This window comes from Georgenia halophila (assembly GCF_039541595.1).
In genome coordinates this window covers 829,316-845,936 of record NZ_BAABGN010000013.1, presented here as the reverse complement: position 1 = coordinate 845,936, position 16,621 = coordinate 829,316, and the positions used below count along the sequence as shown (strand labels likewise).

The window sequence follows — 16,621 nt, the reverse complement described above, 5'->3', positions numbered from 1 at the left end:
GAAGGTCCGCCGTCGTGGCGTTCGTGGCGCCTTAGCGCCGTCGGAACCTCAGATCTCGAGCATGTAGACCGCCGAGCTGCGGACCTGCTCGTAGTCCAGGCGGCCGAAGACACCGATCGCACCGGTCGGGTTGTCGGCGTCGACGTCGAGGCCGGCGTACTGCATCCCGTCGGCCGCGTACGCACGCATCGCGTGCGTGAGCAGCGCGCCGGCGACGTGCCGACCTCGCCACGCCGGCAGCACGCCGAGGATCTCGGTGTAGCCCTCGGTCCATCCGAGCGCCGGCCAGTCGTGCTCGTACCGGCCGGACATGAGGTAGCCGGCCACCTGGGCGCGGTCGCTCGAGCGGTCGAGCGCGACGAAGCTCCACGACGGGACGTTGTGGCTGCGCTCGCGTTGCCACTCCTGCGGAGTGAGCGGCTCCGATCCCCACACGTCGTTGAAGGCGGTGTTGTGAGCGCGTCGGACGGCATCGTCGATGGACGGTGTCCACGGCTCGACGTAGAGGGGCCGATCGACCGTCAGCTCGGGGATCGGCACGGTCAGGTCACGGCGCAGCTGGCTGTAGTAGCGGCGGGGCGCGAAACCGCGCGAGGCGAGCAGGTGCGCGAGGGCACCTGTGTCGTCGTCGACATCGACCACGATGAGCGCCGTGACGTCCGATTCTTGCGCGTACTCCGAGGAGGCGAGGATCTGGCGCGCCCGAGCGAGCTGCCAGTCCAGGATCGCCCTACCGACGCCCCGGTCCCGGAGCGAGGCCTCGATGCCGCCCGAGAGGAACACCCGCCGGACCTGGGCCTCACCGTGCCGCAGGCGGACGAACCCGAAGGCGCGGAGCTTGCCCTCGCCGTCGAATCCACCGATCCCGGCGTAGTCCTGGCCGGGGTCGAAGTAGTCACGGACCTCGTCGGTCGTGGTGCGGTACGGCGGGTTGTCGGTGGCCTCGATGTGGCCGATGAGCGCCGTCAGCGCGTCGACGTCCGCGGGAACGAGGGAGCGCCATGCGAGCGGGTCGGGCAGCTCCGGAAGTTCGGCCGGTGCCTGCGCGCGTTCCGCCAGCGTGGCGCGCGAGCTCGCGCGCACGGCGGCGTCGTCGGGTTCTCTCGTTGGGCCGGGCACGTCGCGACCCTACGTCGTGACACCGGCGGCGGGCATGGCTGACAGACCGGTGTGGCTCAGATCTCGATGGTGTAAAGGGTACGGGCGCCCTCACGCTCGTAGCCCAGGCGCTCGTAGAAGTGGTGCGCCCCCGAGGGGTTGACGGTGTCGACGTCCAGGCCGGCGGAGTCGATGCCGTCCTCGGCCAACGTGCGGATCACGGCGACCAGCAGGGCACGGGCGATGCCGTGGCCACGGTAGGCGCGCCGCACGCCGACCAGCTCGGTGTAGCCCTCGCTGAAGCCGAGCTGAACCCAGGAGTGCTGGTGCCTGGAGGTCATCGCGTAGCCGGCGACCTCCTCGGTGCCGTCCGAGGTCCGTGCCAGCGCCACCTTCGACCAGCGCGGCTCCACCTCGCGGTTGACGCGCCGCCACGACTCGAGGCTCATCGGCTGGGAGCCCCAGTGGTCGGCGAACGCCTCGTTGTGCGCGTGCCGCACCTCGTCGTCGAGCTCCCGCGTCCAGTTCACGATCCGGATACCGGCGGACACCGGCGCCTCCGGCAACGGGGCGGAGACCGGCCGGCGCATCTCCTGGAAGACGCGCTTCGCGCGGAAACCTGCATCCGTCAGGAGCTGGCGACGCTCCGTCATCTGCTCGTCGACGTAGGTCGCGATCCGCGCGGGCAGGTCGCGGTCGTCGGCGGCCAGGAGCTGGCGGGCTCGGCCCACCTGCCACCGCAGCAGCGCGCTGCCGATGCCGCGGCCACGCCAGGCGGGCGCCACCGTACCGGTGAGGAACACACGGACGATGTCGGTGTCCCCGGAGGGCATGTAGACGACGCCGACCGCCTGCAGGGCGGCTTCGTCGTCGTCCCCGCCGTCGGCGAAGCCGCCCAGGCTGTCCATCACCATCGTGCGCGCGGGGTCCAGGGCGTCGGTGACCTGCGCCGGGCTGGGCGCCGACATCGGCCGGTCGGCGGCGGTCGAGCGGGCGACGAGATCGAGGATGGCGTCGGCGTCGTCCGCACCGAGCGGCCGCCACCGGAGCCCGAGCTGGTCGTCCGGCGCCTCGACGGCCTCGGGCGCTCGGACCCGTTCGGCCAACGAGAGCCGGGACCCCGCGGACGTAGCCATGAGTCGATCGTACCCGTGGCGTCCGGAGGGGCACGGGCTGGTGAGCCGCGCCGATCTGCCGCCGTCACCGGCACGGCCGGCCGTCAGGCGTCGATCCGGCCCCGGTCGATCTGCTGGGCACCGGCGATGATGAAGTCCTTGCGCGGTGAGACGTCGTTGCCCATGAGGAGCTCGAAGACCCGCTCGGCCTCCAGCAGTGCTTCCTCGTCCGCCATGGAGATGCGGCGAAGCGTGCGTCGACCCGGGTCCATGGTGGTCTCGGCGAGCTGGTGCGCGTCCATCTCGCCCAGGCCCTTGTACCGCTGGATGGGCTCCTTGTAGCGCCTGCCCGAGCGCTCCAGCTTCTTGAGCAGCGCGTTCAGCTCCGCCTCGGAGTACGTGTAGACCAGATCGCCCTTCTTGCCGCCCGAACCCATGACCTCGACCCGGTGCAGCGGCGGTACAGCGGCGAAGACACGGCCGGACTCGACGAGCGGCCTCATGTGGCGGAAGAAGAGGGTCAGCAGCAGGGTCCGGATGTGGGCGCCGTCGACGTCGGCGTCCGTCATCAGCACGATCTTGCCGTAGCGGACCTGGTCCAGGTCGAACGTGCGCCCGGAACCGGCACCGATGACCTGGATGATCGAGGCGACCTCGGCGTTCTTCAGGATCTCGCCCGGCGGCGCCTTCTGGACGTTCAGGATCTTGCCTCGGATCGGCAGCAGCGCCTGGAAATCACTCGACCGGGCCAGCTTGGCCGTTCCGAGGGCGCTGTCCCCCTCGACGATGAACAGCTCGGAACGTTCGACGTCGTCGCTGCGGCAGTCGGCCAGCTTGGCCGGCAGCGTGGACGACTCGAGCGCGTTCTTGCGGCGGGAGATCTCCTTGCTCAGCCGGGCCGAGACGCGGGCACGCATCTCACCGACGACCTTCTCCAGGAGCAGGCCGGCCTGGGCCTTCTCCTGCCGCTTGGTCGACGTCAGGAGCCGCGTCAGCTCGGACTCGACGACCTTGGCGACGATGCCGCGCACGGGTGCGGTACCGAGCACCTCCTTGGTCTGTCCCTCGAACTGCGGCTCCGGGAATCGAACGGTGAGGACGGCGGTCAGGCCGGCCAGCACATCGTCCTTCTCGATCTTGGGGTCCTTGGCGGTGACCTTGAGCCGACGGGCGTTGGCCTCGATCTGCTTGCGGACCGTCTTGAGGAGGCCCTGCTCGAAGCCGGTGTGGTGGGTACCGCCCTTCGGCGTGGCGATGATGTTGGCGAACGACTTGACCGTGGTGTCGTACCCGGAGCCCCACCGGAGTGCGATCTCCACGCGGCACACCCGCTCGACCTCCTTGGGCGAGAGGTGCCCGCGGGCGTCGAGGTGCTGGACCGTCTCGGTGAAGGTGCCTTCGCCGGCGAGCCGCCACACGTCCGTGACTGCGGCGTCGGTGGCGAGGTGCTCGGTGAAGTCGACCACTCCGCCGTCGTGCCGGAACACCTCCTCGACGGGCCCGTTCTCGCCGGGGGTCCCGGGCAGGCCTCGCTCGTCACGCACCTTCAGGGTCAGGCCGGGGACGAGGAAGCTGGTCTGGCGGGTCCGCTCGATGAGCTCGTCGTACGCGAACTGCGCCGATTTCGGGAAGACCTGGCGGTCCGCCCAGTAGCGGACCCGGGTGCCCGTGCGCTTGCGCGGCACCTTGCCGCTGACGCCTAGCTCTGAGGACGAGGTGAAGGGTTCGAACGGGTTCTCGGGCGAGATGCCGCCACGGTCGTCGAAGAGGCCGGGCTCGCCACGGTGGAAGGTCATCCGGTACGTCTTGCCGCCACGGTCGACCTCGACGTCGAGACGCTCGGACAGAGCGTTCACGACGGATGCCCCGACACCGTGCAGCCCGCCCGAGGCGGCGTACGACCCGCCGCCGAACTTGCCGCCGGCGTGCAGCTTGGTGAAGACGACCTCGACGCCGCTCAGGCCGACGGACTCGACCGTGTCGACGGGGATTCCGCGCCCGTCGTCGCGCACCTCCACGGAACCGTCCGGGTGGAGAACGACGAGGACCTCGCTGGCGTGGCCGTCGAGAGCCTCGTCGACGGCGTTGTCGATGACCTCCCAGAGGCAGTGCATGAGGCCGCGGGAGTCGGTCGAGCCGATGTACATGCCCGGGCGTTTGCGCACGGCCTCGAGCCCTTCGAGGACCGAGAGATGGCGTGCGGTGTAGCTGGCTGGGGAAGCAACGGCGGTGGACACTCGTCGATCGTATGTGGCCGAGGCACGCTACGCCGGGAGCGAACCGCCGGGCAACCAGGGAGTACCGAGGCCTTCGGGATGGTTGTATGCGTACGTGAGCACCACGACTGATATGCCAGCAATGACCGCCCAGGACCGCTGTGACGCCTGCGGCGCGCAGGCGTACGTGAAGGTGCAGATGGAAGCCGGAGAGCTGCTGTTCTGTGCCCACCACGCGCGCCGGCACCAGGAGGCGCTCCGCAAGGTCGCGACCGAGATCCACGACGAGACCGACAGGCTCCACGCCGAGGAGCGAGCAACCGAGTGAGGCCGCGACGTCCGCTCGAGCGATCGATGAGGTCGAGCGGGCACCTCCAGCTTTCGGCCTGATCGCCGGCCGGCAATGGCCGCCACCTTCACGGTGGCGGCCTTTGTCGTCTGTGCAGATGGTTGTCGCGCGCCATGACCAGGGCCTCGTGTCCACCGGTGCCAGCTCTCCGGGGACACGTTGGACCCGCGGCCGCGCTCCACCGCTCGCTGCGGTTCTGGGCGGGCCGGCGTGGCACTTGGCCAGGCAACGATCCGTCCGTGCGGGTCCATGTCAGCACCCCGGTCTAGCCTGATACACATGTTCGAACCCGAGGCGACGACGCAGGCTGGTGGGCCGCACCCGCGACCCGCTCCCGAGGTGTCCGGCCGCGTCGGCACCGGCGTGCCGGTCTCGGTGCTCGAGGGCGGCCTGATGGTCGCCGTGAGCAACGCGGGTGGACGGTGCCGCAGGGCTGCGACGCCCTCGCGGACGTACCCGCGGCTGTGCAGCCACGTCCGTGTCGCTGTGGCCACTGATTGGTGTGAGACAACGTTTCGGGGCGAACAGCCGGGCACGTCGGACTCCCCCGTCGACGTCGACTCCCCCGACAGCGTCGACTCCGCCGACGCTGGTGAGGTGGAATCATCGGCCGATGCCCGTGCTGGTACCGGTGCCCGTGCTGGTACCGGTGCCCGTGCTGGTACCGGTGCCCGTGCTGGCGGTGGTGGTCGTCGGTGGGTCGCTTTGGTGGATCAGGCGCGGGCTGCCCAGCTGGAGTCGCTGCCTGGTGGTACCCGGTTGTCCGCGGCCCTGGATGAGGTGTCCCCGGCTCAGGCCAGTGAGGCCGTACTGGTCGAGGTCATCGCCGCGACCGAACGCCTGGCCTCCTGGGCTACCGCCGTGCAGGCGCGCTACATCCAAGAGCTGACCACCCGCCGGGCGCAGCAGCTCGCAGTCCTGGTCGGGGGCGCCTCCTCCAGCGGCCGGGACGCCGCCGAAGCCGAGATCGGCGCACGCCTGGGCACCACCCCGCGGGCCGCGGGGACCAAGGTCGCCCTCGCCGATGCGCTGGACCACCAGCCGAAGGTCGCCGATGCCCTCGCCAACGGTCGTGTCGATCCGCGCAAGGCCGCCGTGCTGACCACCAGCCAGCCCGGCCTCAGCGAGGAACAGAACAAGGCCCTGGCCACCGAGCTGCTACCCGAGGCCGATCGGCTCACCGCACCGGCGATCAAGCAACGGATGAAGAAGAACGCCTTGCGCACGGCGCCCGAGGTCGCCCAGGCGCGCCGTGAGCGTGCCTACGCCGAGCGCCACGTCAGCGTCGAGCCAGCCGAGGACTCCATGTCCTGGCTCACCGCCTACATCGCGGCCGAGGATGCCGAACGAGTCCGCTACAGCCTCAACACGCTGACCGACGCCGCCCGCGCCACGCGCGATGGCGATGGCGATGGCGATGGGCGCACGATCGACCAGGTCCGCGCCGATGTCTTCACCGACCTTTTCACCAACCTCCACACCGGCGGACTCACCATCGGCACACCCGCTCGCGGCGCCGGAACGGGCACGGGCCGCATCACGGCGAGCGACGCCCACAGTCAGCGCCCCCGACGCCGCCCGGACGTTGCCGTACAGGTCACCGTCGGTGCCGGGACCCTCCTCGGCCTGGATAACGAACCCGCCGTCCTGGCCGGCCACGGCCCCATCACCGCCGACCTGGCCCGTCAGCTCGCCGGCGACGCGACCTGGCGCGCCCTGTTCACCGACGCGAACGGTGAGTTCACCGCCATCTCGACCAAGACCTATCGGCCCGGGATTGTCTTGGCCCGCGCCGTCACGGCCCGCGAGACCACCTGCACCTTCCCCGGGTGTCGCCGTCGCGCCGAGTACGCCGACCTGGACCACATCACCAGCTACGACCCCCGCCTGGCCGACAAGCTCGCGCAGACCTCGGAGACGAACCTGCACCCCCTGTGCCGCAAGCACCACAATCTCAAGACGACCCGACGATGGAACGTCACGCGCAACGCCGACGGTTCCCTCACCTGGACCGCCACCACCACCGGACACACCTACACCCACCACGCCGAACCCCCGGCGGGCGCACCACCGCCGCGAACATGCGCGACCGACACGGCGCGCTACGCGCCGCCGCCGAGAACACCTGCGACACCTTCACCGCGCACAGGTAACGGCGACGACGACCAGGACCGCAGCGACCCTGCTGAACCCGGCGGCAGCAGCGACGGCGGCCGACCGCCCGTGCCGGAGGCCGACGATGAGGAGCCGCCGTTCTGACACTGCGTCGTAGCTCGAGCGCCCGGCGCGGAGCTGAGGACCGGGTGCGCGATTGTGCAACCGGGATCGCCTGAACGATCCTCCTTGGCAGTCCTTGGCAGTCCTTGGCAGTCCTTGGCAGTCCTTGGCAGTCTGCGGCCCGCGCAACGCAGAACGACGAAGCTCCCGGACCCCTCAGGGTCCGGGAGCTTCGTGGCCTCACGCCGCTGCTGCTTCCAGGTCGCGCATCATTCCACGGGAAGCTGCGAACGGCCTGGTTCGCTCAGTCCAGGTAGTCGCGTAGAACCTGCGAACGGCTCGGGTGGCGCAGCTTCGACATGGTCTTGGACTCTATCTGGCGAATTCGCTCCCGAGTGACCCCGTAGACCTTGCCGATCTCGTCCAGGGTCTTCGGCTGGCCGTCGGTGAGACCGAACCGCATGGAGACCACGCCGGCCTCCCGCTCGGACAGCGTGTCGAGGACCGCGTGCAGCTGCTCCTGCAGCAACGTGAAGCTCACCGCATCGGCCGGGACGACAGCCTCCGAGTCCTCGATCAGGTCGCCGAACTCACTGTCCCCGTCCTCGCCCAGCGGCGTGTGCAGGGAAATCGGCTCGCGTCCGTACTTCTGGACCTCGACGACCTTCTCGGGCGTCATGTCCAGCTCCTTGGCGAGCTCCTCCGGCAAGGGCTCACGCCCCAGGTCCTGGAGCATCTGCCGCTGCACGCGGGCCAGCTTGTTGATGACCTCCACCATGTGCACCGGGATGCGGATGGTGCGGGCCTGGTCCGCCATGGCGCGGGTGATCGCCTGCCGGATCCACCAGGTGGCGTACGTGGAGAACTTGTAGCCCTTGGTGTAGTCGAACTTCTCGACCGCGCGGATGAGACCGAGGTTGCCCTCCTGGATCAGGTCCAGGAACAGCATCCCGCGGCCCGTGTAACGCTTCGCGAGCGAGACGACCAGGCGCAGGTTGGCCTCGAGGAGGTGGTTCTTGGCGAGTCGACCGTCGTTGGCGATCCACTGCAGCTCGCGCCGCAGCTTCGACGCCACGCCCTCCTCGTTGGCGAGCTTCTCCTCGGCGAACAGGCCGGCCTCGATCCGCTTCGCAAGCTCGACCTCCTGCTCGGCGTTCAGCAGCGCGACCTTACCGATCTGCTTGAGGTAATCCTTCACCGGGTCGGCGGTCGCGCCGGCGGTGACGACCTGCTGGATCGGCGCGTCGTCGTCGTCCGCGTCGGACACGACGAAGCCCGTCTCACCGCGCCGGGGAGCCGGCCCGCCGACCACCGTCGTCGTAGGTGCGGCCGCGGCCGTCGTCGTGTCGTCCGCCTCCTCCTCGGCGGCCTCGGGCACCTCCGGGCTCTCGGCGGTGTCCGGGACAGCCTTGAGGGCGCCGTTGCGGGACGGGCTCTCGACGACCTCGTCGTCCGCGACGGCCTCGACGTCGCTCGTGGTGGTGGATGCGGTGCTCTTGGTGTTGCTCTTCTTCACTGCCGCCTTCTTGGCCGGAGTCTTGGTCCCGGCCGTCTTGCTGGTGGTCTGCTTGCTGGTCGACCCGGCCGCCGACTTGGCGGTCCCCGACTTCGATGTCGCGGGCTTGGACGTTGCGGGCTTGTCGGTCGACGACTTCTTGGCCGACGAGGTGCTCGAGCTCTTCTCAGGGGTGGCCGGAGCGGGCGCTGTGGTCTGCCGGGCAGCCGACTTCGAGCGGGTGGACTGCTTAGCGGCGGTCTTCGACGTACCCGACTCCTTCGCGGCGTTGTTCTCGGGCTTGGTGTACGCGCGCTCGTCCGCGCGGCCTGCGCGGCTGGTCTTGGAGGCAGAGGAGGGCGTCACGATAACCTTTCGGCGGGGTGCGGGAGACCCACGATCGATCCGGTGAGACCGTCGCAGGCCTATAATTATAGCGTGGGCAGGGCCGAGATGCGCGATCTCGGCCACGAGATGCGGGATCTCGGCGAGATGGAGCCCTGCGGCCGTCAGACACAGTGGTCCGCACGGCGCCGCACCCGTTGTCAACGCTAGGTGGTCGCGTCGAAATTCCCGACGGGCGGGCAGGCGCAGAGGAGGTTTCTGTCGCCGTACGCGCTGTCGACCCGGCGAACCGGTGGCCAGTACTTCCCGTCCACGAGCCCTGGCACCGGAAAGACGGCCTCCGTGCGGGTGTACGGGCGCCCCCACTCCCCCGTCAGGGCGAGCGCCGTGTGGGGCGAGTTCACGAGCGGGTTGTCGTCCTTCGGCCAGTCCCCCTGCCGGACCTGCTCGGCTTCGGCGCGAATGGCGATCATCGCCTCGCAGAACCGGTCGAGCTCGGCCAGGTCCTCGCTCTCCGTCGGCTCCACCATCAGCGTGCCGGCAACCGGGAAGCTCATGGTCGGCGCGTGGAACCCGTAGTCGACCAGCCGTTTGGCGACGTCGTCCACGGTCACGCCGGAGGCGGCCTTGAGCGGGCGCAGGTCGAGGATGCACTCGTGGGCGACGTGCCCGGACGCGTCGCGGTAGAGGACCGGGTAGTGGTCCTGGAGCCGAGCGGCCACGTAGTTGGCCGCCAGCACGGCCGCCTCCGTGGCGCGTCGCAGGCCGTCGGCTCCCATCAGCGCCACGTATGCCCAGCTGATCGGGAGGATCGAGGGCGATCCGTACGCGGCCGAGCTGACCGCACCTGTGCGCCGTCCGCCCTCCTGGGCGAGCGGGTGGCCGGGCAGGAACGGCGCCAGGTGCTCGCGCGCGGCGACCGGCCCCACGCCGGGGCCCCCACCGCCGTGCGGGATGCAGAAGGTCTTGTGCAGGTTGAGGTGGGAGACGTCACCACCGAACGCTCCCGGCCGTGCGTGCCCCAGCAGTGCGTTGAGGTTCGCGCCGTCGATGTAGACCTGACCGCCCGCCTCGTGCACGACGGCGCAGACCTCGCGCACGTCCTCCTCGTACACGCCGTGCGTCGACGGGTACGTGATCATCATTCCGGCGATCCGGTCGCCGTGCTCCGTCACCTTTTCCCGCAGGTCGGCGAGGTCGACGTTGCCGTCGTCGTCGGTCCCGACGACCACGACCCGCAGGCCCGCGAGGATCGCCGACGCGGCGTTGGTGCCGTGCGCCGACGCCGGGATGAGGCACACGTCTCGAGCGGGCTCGCCCCGGGAGTCGTGATAGCCCTTGATGGCCAGCAGGCCGGACAGCTCGCCCTGGCTGCCCGCATTGGGCTGGAGACTGACCGTGTCGTAACCCGTGGCGGTCGCCAGCCACGCCTCGAGGTCGTGGATGAGCGTCAGGTACCCCGCCACGTCCTCGGCGGGAGCGAACGGGTGGATGCGTGCGAACTCGGGCCAGGTCACCGCCGCCATCTCGGCAGCTGCGTTGAGCTTCATGGTGCAGGAGCCGAGCGGGATCATGCCACGGTCGAGTGCGTAGTCCTTGTCCGCCAGACGGCGCAGGTAGCGCATCATCGCGGTCTCGGTGCGGTACCTGGAGAACACCTCGTGCGTGAGGTAGTCGCTGGTGCGGGCCATGTCGGGCGGCAAGGCGGTGCGCTCCAGGGCGGTACCGGGCTCTGCGCCGTGCTCGAACACGGCCGCGGCGTGCTCCACGGCGGTACCGGCGGCGACATCCGGGCTGGTGGCGCCGAGGCCGCGAGCGGCCGCGCCGACCAGATCGGTCACGTCCTTGTCCGTCGTCGTCTCGTCGACGCTGATGCGGACCCGGTCGGCGTCCTCGACCCAGACGGTGATGTTCTCCTCGAGGGCTGCGCGACGGATGTCTTCGGCGCGACCGGCCGCGACCACCTCCAGCGTGTCGAAGAAGTGCTCGTGGCTCAGCTCCGCGCCCGCCGCACGCAGGCCGGCCGCCACGCCGCAGGCCTTGGCGTGCACGGTCTCCGCGATCGACCGGATCCCGTCCGCTCCGTGGTAGACGGCATACATCGAGGCCATGACTGCGAGCAGGACCTGCGCGGTGCAGATGTTCGAGGTGGCCTTCTCGCGTCGGATGTGCTGCTCCCGGGTCTGCAGGGCGAGCCGCAGGGCCGTTGCGCCGTCGGCGTCCCTAGAGACGCCGACGAGGCGGCCGGGCAGCTGCCGCTCGAGACCCCGGTGGACGCTGAGGTATCCCGCGTGCGGACCGCCGAAGCCCATCGGTACGCCGAAACGCTGCGTCGTGCCGGCCGCCACGTCCGCACCCAGGTCACCCGGCGAGGCGATCAGCGCGCTGGCCAGCAGGTCGGCTGCGACGACGACGAGGGCGCCGGCGTCGTGCGCCTGGTCGACGATGCGTTCGAGGACCTCGCGGGGTGGGACCCGTCCAGACGCGCCCGGGACCTGCACGAGCACCCCGAAAACGCCGTCGAGGGCGACGTCGCCGAGGCCGTCCGTCAGGTCGACAGGGACCAGCTCGACGCCGACGCCGGCCGCTCGCGTCTCGAGGACGGCGCGCGTCTGCGTGAAGGAGTCGGCGTCGACGACGAACCGCCCGCCCCTGCCCTTCGTCGCGCGCCGTGCCAGCAGCATCGCCTCGGCGACGGCGGTCCCCTCGTCGAGCATGGAGGCGCCCGCGATCTCGAGGCCTGTCAGGTCGATCACCATCGTCTGGAAGTTCAGGAGCGCCTTGAGGCGGCCCTGGGAGATCTCCGGCTGGTACGGGGTGTAGGCGGTGTACCAGGCCGGGTTCTCCAGCACGTTTCGCTGGATGACGGGCGGTGTGTGAGTGTCGTAGTAGCCCTGCCCGATCATCGAGGTGCGCACGGTGTTCTGCTCCGCGAGCTCGTGCAGCCGCTCGAGCACGTCCTGCTCGGACGCCGGCTCCGGCAGGCCCGCGGGCGCCGCCTCGTCCTGGATGGAGTCCGGCACGGCCGCTGCGACGAGCGCGCGCACGCTCGTCGCCCCGACGGCCTGGAGCATGCGCTCCTGGTCCTGCGTGTCGGTCCCGATGTGCCGGGTGGAGAAGTCCTTCACGCGTCCGCCCCGTCGACGAACTCGGCGTAGGCGTCGGCATCCATGAGGTCGTCCGGAAGTTCTGCCACCCGGAGCGTATAGAGCCAGCCTTCCTCGTACGGGTCCGAGTTGACCGTCTCGGGCGAGTCGATCGCGGCGTCGTTGAGCGAGAGCACCTCGCCGTCGGCCGGCGCCACCAGATCGGAGACGGACTTCGTCGACTCGATCTCGCCGCAGGTCTCGCCCGCGACCACCGCGGTGCCCAGCTCGGGCAGGTCGAGGTACACGACGTCGCCGAGCGCCTCGGCGGCATAGACCGTGATGCCGACACGGGCGGTGTCGCCGTCGACGGCGATCCACTCGTGGTCCGCGGTGTACTGGCGGTCGTCGGGATAGCTGCTCATGTCTTGCTCCTAGCGGGACGGCGGGCTGGTTTGGCAGCAGGTGCTCAGCGGGATCGTCGGTAGAACGGCGGGTCGGTGACCGTCATCGACTGGCGGCGGCCGCGCACGTCGACCTCGAGCGACGTGCCGACCGGGGCGCGCGCCCGCTGTACGCGTGCGAGCGCGATCGGATGGCCGAGCGTGGGCGAGAGAACGCCGGAGGTGACGGTACCGATCTCGCCCTCCGCGTCGTGGACGGTGCTGCCGGCGCGGGCTGCGCGGCGCCCCTCGCCGACGAGCCCCACCAGGGTCGTGCCCGTGGGCTCGGCGCTCCGGGCGGCGAGGGCGGCTCGACCGACGAAGTCGTGATCCAGGTCGACCACGCGCTCCTGGCCGGTCTCGTACGGGGTGACGTCCCGGGTGAGCTCGTGGCCGTAGAGCGGCATCCCGGCCTCCAGGCGAAGCGTGTCGCGGCACGCCAGTCCGCAAGCCTGGATCCCGGCGACTGAACCCGCCTCGGACAGGGCCGCCCAGAGGTCACCGGCGGACGGGGCGGGCACGGAGATCTCGAACCCGTTCTCCCCGGTGTAGCCGGTGCGCGCGAGGAGCACCGGGAGACCCGCGACGATCGCGGGCGCCGCGGCGTAGTAGCGCAGCGAGGCGAGGTCAGCACCGTCGCCGCGTCGAGTGAGCGGCTCGAGCACCTCGTGGGACGCCGGCCCCTGCAGGGCGATCAGGGCACGGGACGAGGTCCGGTCGGAGACGTGCACACGCGTTTCGGAGCGCACCGTCAGCTCATCGAGGACGACGGTGCGGTTCGCGGCGTTGGCCACCACCAGGTACTCCGTCTCGGCGAGGCGGTAGACGATGAGGTCGTCGAGGATGCCGCCGTCGTCCGCGACGATCATCGAGTAGCGGGCCCGGCCGACGGCCATGACACCGGGGCGGGTGACGAGCGCGTGGTCGAGGGCGCGCGCCGCGTCCGGTCCGGAGACCTCGATCTGCGCCATGTGGGAGAGGTCGAAGAGCCCTGCACGCTCGCGCACCGCGGCGTGCTCCGCGAGGTCGGAGCTGTAGCGCAGCGGCATGTCCCATCCGGCGAACGGCGTCATCACCGCACCGGCCGCCCGGTGCACGGCGTGCAACGGGGTACGCAGGAGGTTCTCGTCGAGCATACGGGGCTCCGTGGGTCGTCGGGCCGGTGCGCAGTCGCACGCGGCGGGTGCCAGCGGTTCCCCCTCTGTGCGTTCCAGAGTGGCCTGATCGACACGGTGCGGGGACCTGAGAGTTTGCCGGGGCGGTTGCTCCTACGGTGCGTCGCTGAGCGACGGCTCTCCCGTGCCGACTGGTGACGGCCCGATGTGAAGTTGTGACGCGTACAACAGTTTGAACGCTACCACCGCACGTCCGGGCGCACGGTCATGTCGGGGCGGGCACCGGCTTGACCGCGAGGACGGGGCAGGGAGCGTCGAGCAGGATGCGTTGCGCGTTGCTGCCGAGGATGAGCTTGCCGACGGGCGAGCGGCGGCGCAGCCCGATGACGATCAGCTCGGCCTCCACCTCCTCGGCGGTGGCGATGAGCGCGTCCGCGACGTCGTCCGCGCGCCGCAGCTGACGGATGTCGTAGGCGATGTCCGCCTCGTCGAGCACGTCGCGGACGCCGTCCGCCTCGGCGTCGGTGGCCGCGGGGTCGTCCTTGCCGGGCTTGCGCGCGAGAACCACGACGAGGCGGGTGGACCGACGCCTCGCCTCTTCGACGGCGGCTTCCAGCGCGGCTTCGCCCTCGTTCGTGATCACGTAACCCACGACGACTGCCATGCGGCTCCATCCTGCCGATCTGGTCTGGACCGTGTCGCGGACGTTACCCGATGCCGGCCGGTTCGGGCTCCTTATGTCGCTCGCAGTCGGACCCAGGACGGCGGGACGGCGTGCTCGATCGCGTCGATCACGAGGGCGGCGAGCCGGTGACCGGGCTCCTCGGCCAAGGCCTGCCGGGCGACGACGTCCGCCCGGGCTCCGTGGTTCGACCACCACGCCAGGTAGGCGAGCAGCCCGAGGGCCGGTCCCGCCTGGTCCGTCGGTGCGTGCGCGGCAACCTGCTGTGCCAGCGTCATGGCGCGGTCGGCGACCTCCGGGTCGGGTGGCATCCCGACGTCGAACGCGCCGGCGACGACGTCGGCGTCCAGGTAGGAGGCCGTGCAACCCTCGGCCGACTCCATGGCCGCGGCGACGACGGCGTCTCGGAGCTGCCGGTCCGCCAGTGCGGCGAGGAGCCGGCCGAGGAGCTCGGGGTCCGCACCGCCCTTGACGGCGCCGTCCCACAGGTGCGCCATCTTGGTGCGCCACGGCTCGGGTGAGCTGCAGCTTCGTCGGACGGCTTCGGCCTGGGCGGCGCGATTCGCCTGCTGGCGTGCCACGTCGCTGGCGGACCTGGTGACGGCGAGATCCTCGCGCGACGAGGCGACGACGTGGCCCGTGACCACCATGCCGGCCGCCGCCGGCGAGTAGTCGAGCTCCTCGAGGCAGTGGCCGTACCGCGGGCAGCACTCGCACGCGACGAGGTGGCCCCACCCATCGTCGCCGACCACCCAGACGTCCTCCTCGGCAATGGCCGGCACGTCCGTCGGCATCGCTTCGTCGAGGGTGGCGACCGAGTGGTACAGGCCGGGGTCGATGCGCGCATCCTCGTACTGCTCCTCGACGAACAGAACGAGGATCAGTCCTTCGGTCCCCTGCCTGGTGATCTGCGTAGCGACCGTGGGCGTCAGGCCGGCGCACCGCGCAGGATCGTCCAGGTCGGCGAGATCCATCCGCACCGTGAGCCCGAGGTACCGGCGGTCGGCGTCCGACACCTCGGTGAGGAGCACGGCCGAGTCCTCCGGTCGAAAGCCGAGCTGGTACGGGATCAGGGCGATGAGGTCTCGTTCGCCCCGGACGGTGATGACGTCGGTGGTGTCGGCTGCGTCGTTGCTGTCGTAGGTGGTCATGGATCCATGACGCCCCAGCTCCCCAGCCGCGCGCCGACGGGCTGTGCACCGCCGTCGACCGGTGAAGCGTCGTGTGGAGGCCGGGACACCGGACGTACACGTGTGCACGCCCGGCACCCGGTTCGCGGGCGTGTGCTCGAGCGACGATCGAGCTCGCGCTGTGGACAACGCGGCGCCGGCGAGGTCCCCGGCAGACCGTAGGGTCGAGCCATGGCCGCCCCGCTCACCGCCCTGGCCGACGCCGTGTCGGCACGGGTCCTTGCCGCTCTGGACGAGCGGACCAACCGGTTCTCCGACGTCGGTGAGGCCCTGCCGGATCTCCTCGAACCGGCAAGGTCGCTGCTCGGCGGCGGCAAGCGGCTGCGCGCTCAGCTCTGCGGCGCCGGCTGGGCCGCCGCAGGAAAGACCTTGTCCGTTGACGACCCGGTCGTCCTCGCGGGCAGCGCCCTCGAGCTGTTCCAGGGCGCCGCACTGGTGCACGACGATGTCATGGACGATTCGTCGACGCGCCGCGGGAAGCCGGCAGCCCACCGGCACTTCGCCGCCGCCCATCGCGAACGAGGTTGGCTGGGCGGCCCGGGAGAGCACGGACAGGCGGCCGCCATCGTCCTCGGGGACCTGCTGCTCGCACTCTCCGCCATGGAGCTGGACGCGGCCACCTCGCTGACGCCACCCTCCGCGGGCGGGCGCGGCCGGCACATCTATGACGAGATGATCGCCGAGGTCGCGCTCGGCCAGTACCTCGACGTGCGTTCCCAAGCTCTGCCGTGGGGAGCTCGCACGCCGGGCGGCCGGAATGCGGTGGACCTGGCGCTGCAGGTCGTCTGCCACAAGTCGGCGCGGTACTCCGTGGAGCACCCGCTCGTCCTCGGCGCCGCCCTGGCCGGCGCGGAGGACGGTCTCCTCGATGCCCTGCGCGCGGTCGGCCTACCGCTCGGCGAGGCGTTCCAGCTCCGCGACGACGAGCTCGGCGTGTTCGGAGACCCCTCGGTGACCGGCAAGCCGGCGGGTGACGACCTTCGCGAGGGCAAGCGGACCGTGTTGCTCGCCATGACGGTCGAGCGAGCGGACGCCTCCGGACGCGAGCTGGTACGCGAGCTGGTCGGCGCACCGGACCTCGATGCCGAGGGTGTCGCCGCGCTGCAGCAGCTCATGCGTTCGACCGGGGCGCTCGCCGAGCACGAGGTGTTCATCGACGACCGCTACGCCGCGGGACTGAGCGCGCTGGAGTCCGCCGACGTGCCGCGGCACGCCCAGGATCTCGTGCGGGGGCTCGCCGCAGCGCTGGTCAGGCGCACCGCCTGAGCAC

The 16,621-nt window shown here is 70.8% G+C and carries 12 protein-coding genes and 1 riboswitch; of the genes, 3 read left to right on the top strand and 9 right to left on the bottom strand.

Features of this window, described 5'->3' with window-relative positions:
- Positions 1-48: 48 nt before the first annotated feature.
- From ABD907_RS19955 to ABD907_RS19945, 3 genes are all read right to left on the bottom strand, one after another.
- Positions 49-1,119 carry a GNAT family N-acetyltransferase gene (locus ABD907_RS19955; RefSeq protein WP_345218802.1) on the bottom strand — a complete coding sequence of 357 codons (1,071 nt, stop codon included), beginning with the start codon at positions 1,117-1,119 and terminating at the stop codon, positions 49-51.
- A 56-nt stretch (positions 1,120-1,175) separates the two neighbouring features.
- Positions 1,176-2,234, bottom strand: coding sequence for a GNAT family N-acetyltransferase (locus ABD907_RS19950; protein WP_345218799.1), 1,059 nt, complete (start codon positions 2,232-2,234; stop codon positions 1,176-1,178).
- An 83-nt stretch (positions 2,235-2,317) separates the two neighbouring features.
- The gene (locus ABD907_RS19945; RefSeq protein ID WP_345218798.1) at positions 2,318-4,450 is read right to left on the bottom strand and encodes a DNA gyrase/topoisomerase IV subunit B; all 2,133 of its coding nucleotides are present in this window, start codon (positions 4,448-4,450) and stop codon (positions 2,318-2,320) included.
- Positions 4,451-4,571: 121 nt separating this feature from the next.
- On the opposite strand from ABD907_RS19945, the gene ABD907_RS19940 reads away from it, so the two are divergent.
- Together ABD907_RS19940 and ABD907_RS19935 are read left to right on the top strand one after the other, a co-directional pair.
- The gene (locus tag ABD907_RS19940; RefSeq protein ID WP_345218796.1) at positions 4,572-4,757 is read left to right on the top strand and encodes a DUF7455 domain-containing protein; all 186 of its coding nucleotides are present in this window, start codon (positions 4,572-4,574) and stop codon (positions 4,755-4,757) included.
- Between the two features lie 729 nt (positions 4,758-5,486).
- Entirely contained in the window at positions 5,487-7,037 is a 1,551-nt protein-coding gene (locus tag ABD907_RS19935) for an HNH endonuclease signature motif containing protein (protein ID WP_345218795.1), read from the top strand.
- 262 nt (positions 7,038-7,299) lie between these two features.
- Here the strand turns inward: ABD907_RS19935 and ABD907_RS19930 are convergent, their stop codons facing one another.
- From ABD907_RS19930 to ABD907_RS19905, 6 genes are all read right to left on the bottom strand, one after another.
- Positions 7,300-8,856, bottom strand: a complete 1,557-nt coding sequence (locus ABD907_RS19930) for an RNA polymerase sigma factor (RefSeq protein ID WP_425555796.1) — start codon at positions 8,854-8,856, stop codon at positions 7,300-7,302.
- A gap of 185 nt (positions 8,857-9,041) precedes the next feature.
- Positions 9,042-11,963 (bottom strand): aminomethyl-transferring glycine dehydrogenase, encoded by a 2,922-nt coding sequence (gene gcvP, locus ABD907_RS19925; RefSeq protein WP_345218793.1) that lies wholly within the window; start codon positions 11,961-11,963, stop codon positions 9,042-9,044.
- Complete coding sequence (gcvH, locus tag ABD907_RS19920) at positions 11,960-12,346, bottom strand: glycine cleavage system protein GcvH (RefSeq protein ID WP_345218792.1); 387 nt, start codon at positions 12,344-12,346, stop codon at positions 11,960-11,962. Before gcvH ends, gcvP begins: the two co-directional genes overlap by 4 nt.
- Positions 12,347-12,390: 44 nt before the next feature.
- Positions 12,391-13,500: a glycine cleavage system aminomethyltransferase GcvT gene (gene gcvT, locus ABD907_RS19915; RefSeq protein ID WP_345218790.1), complete on the bottom strand. Its 1,110-nt coding sequence runs from the start codon at positions 13,498-13,500 to the stop codon at positions 12,391-12,393.
- Positions 13,501-13,584: 84 nt separating this feature from the next.
- Positions 13,585-13,674: riboswitch (glycine riboswitch) on the bottom strand.
- Positions 13,675-13,744: 70 nt separating this feature from the next.
- Entirely contained in the window at positions 13,745-14,143 is a 399-nt protein-coding gene (locus ABD907_RS19910) for a universal stress protein (protein ID WP_345218788.1), read from the bottom strand.
- A 71-nt stretch (positions 14,144-14,214) separates the two neighbouring features.
- Positions 14,215-15,312, bottom strand: a complete 1,098-nt coding sequence (locus ABD907_RS19905; protein ID WP_345218786.1) for a DUF4192 domain-containing protein — start codon at positions 15,310-15,312, stop codon at positions 14,215-14,217.
- A 210-nt stretch (positions 15,313-15,522) separates the two neighbouring features.
- Between ABD907_RS19905 and ABD907_RS19900 the strand changes: the two genes are divergently transcribed.
- On the top strand, positions 15,523-16,617 hold the full coding sequence (locus ABD907_RS19900) for a polyprenyl synthetase family protein (protein ID WP_345218785.1): 1,095 nt from the start codon (positions 15,523-15,525) through the stop codon (positions 16,615-16,617).
- Positions 16,618-16,621: the final 4 nt, after the last annotated feature.

Bases quoted from the DNA above. Each gene is read 5' to 3' on its own strand.
- ABD907_RS19950 (WP_345218799.1), bottom strand. From the start codon at position 2,234: ATGGCTACGTCCGCGGGGTCCCGGCTCTCGTTGGCCGAACGGGTCCGA.
- ABD907_RS19940 (WP_345218796.1), top strand. From the start codon at position 4,572: ATGACCGCCCAGGACCGCTGTGACGCCTGCGGCGCGCAGGCGTACGTG.
- gcvH (WP_345218792.1), bottom strand. From the start codon at position 12,346: ATGAGCAGCTATCCCGACGACCGCCAGTACACCGCGGACCACGAGTGG.
- gcvT (WP_345218790.1), bottom strand. From the start codon at position 13,500: ATGCTCGACGAGAACCTCCTGCGTACCCCGTTGCACGCCGTGCACCGG.
- ABD907_RS19910 (WP_345218788.1), bottom strand. From the start codon at position 14,143: ATGGCAGTCGTCGTGGGTTACGTGATCACGAACGAGGGCGAAGCCGCG.
- ABD907_RS19905 (WP_345218786.1), bottom strand. From the start codon at position 15,312: ATGACCACCTACGACAGCAACGACGCAGCCGACACCACCGACGTCATC.
- ABD907_RS19900 (WP_345218785.1), top strand. From the start codon at position 15,523: ATGGCCGCCCCGCTCACCGCCCTGGCCGACGCCGTGTCGGCACGGGTC.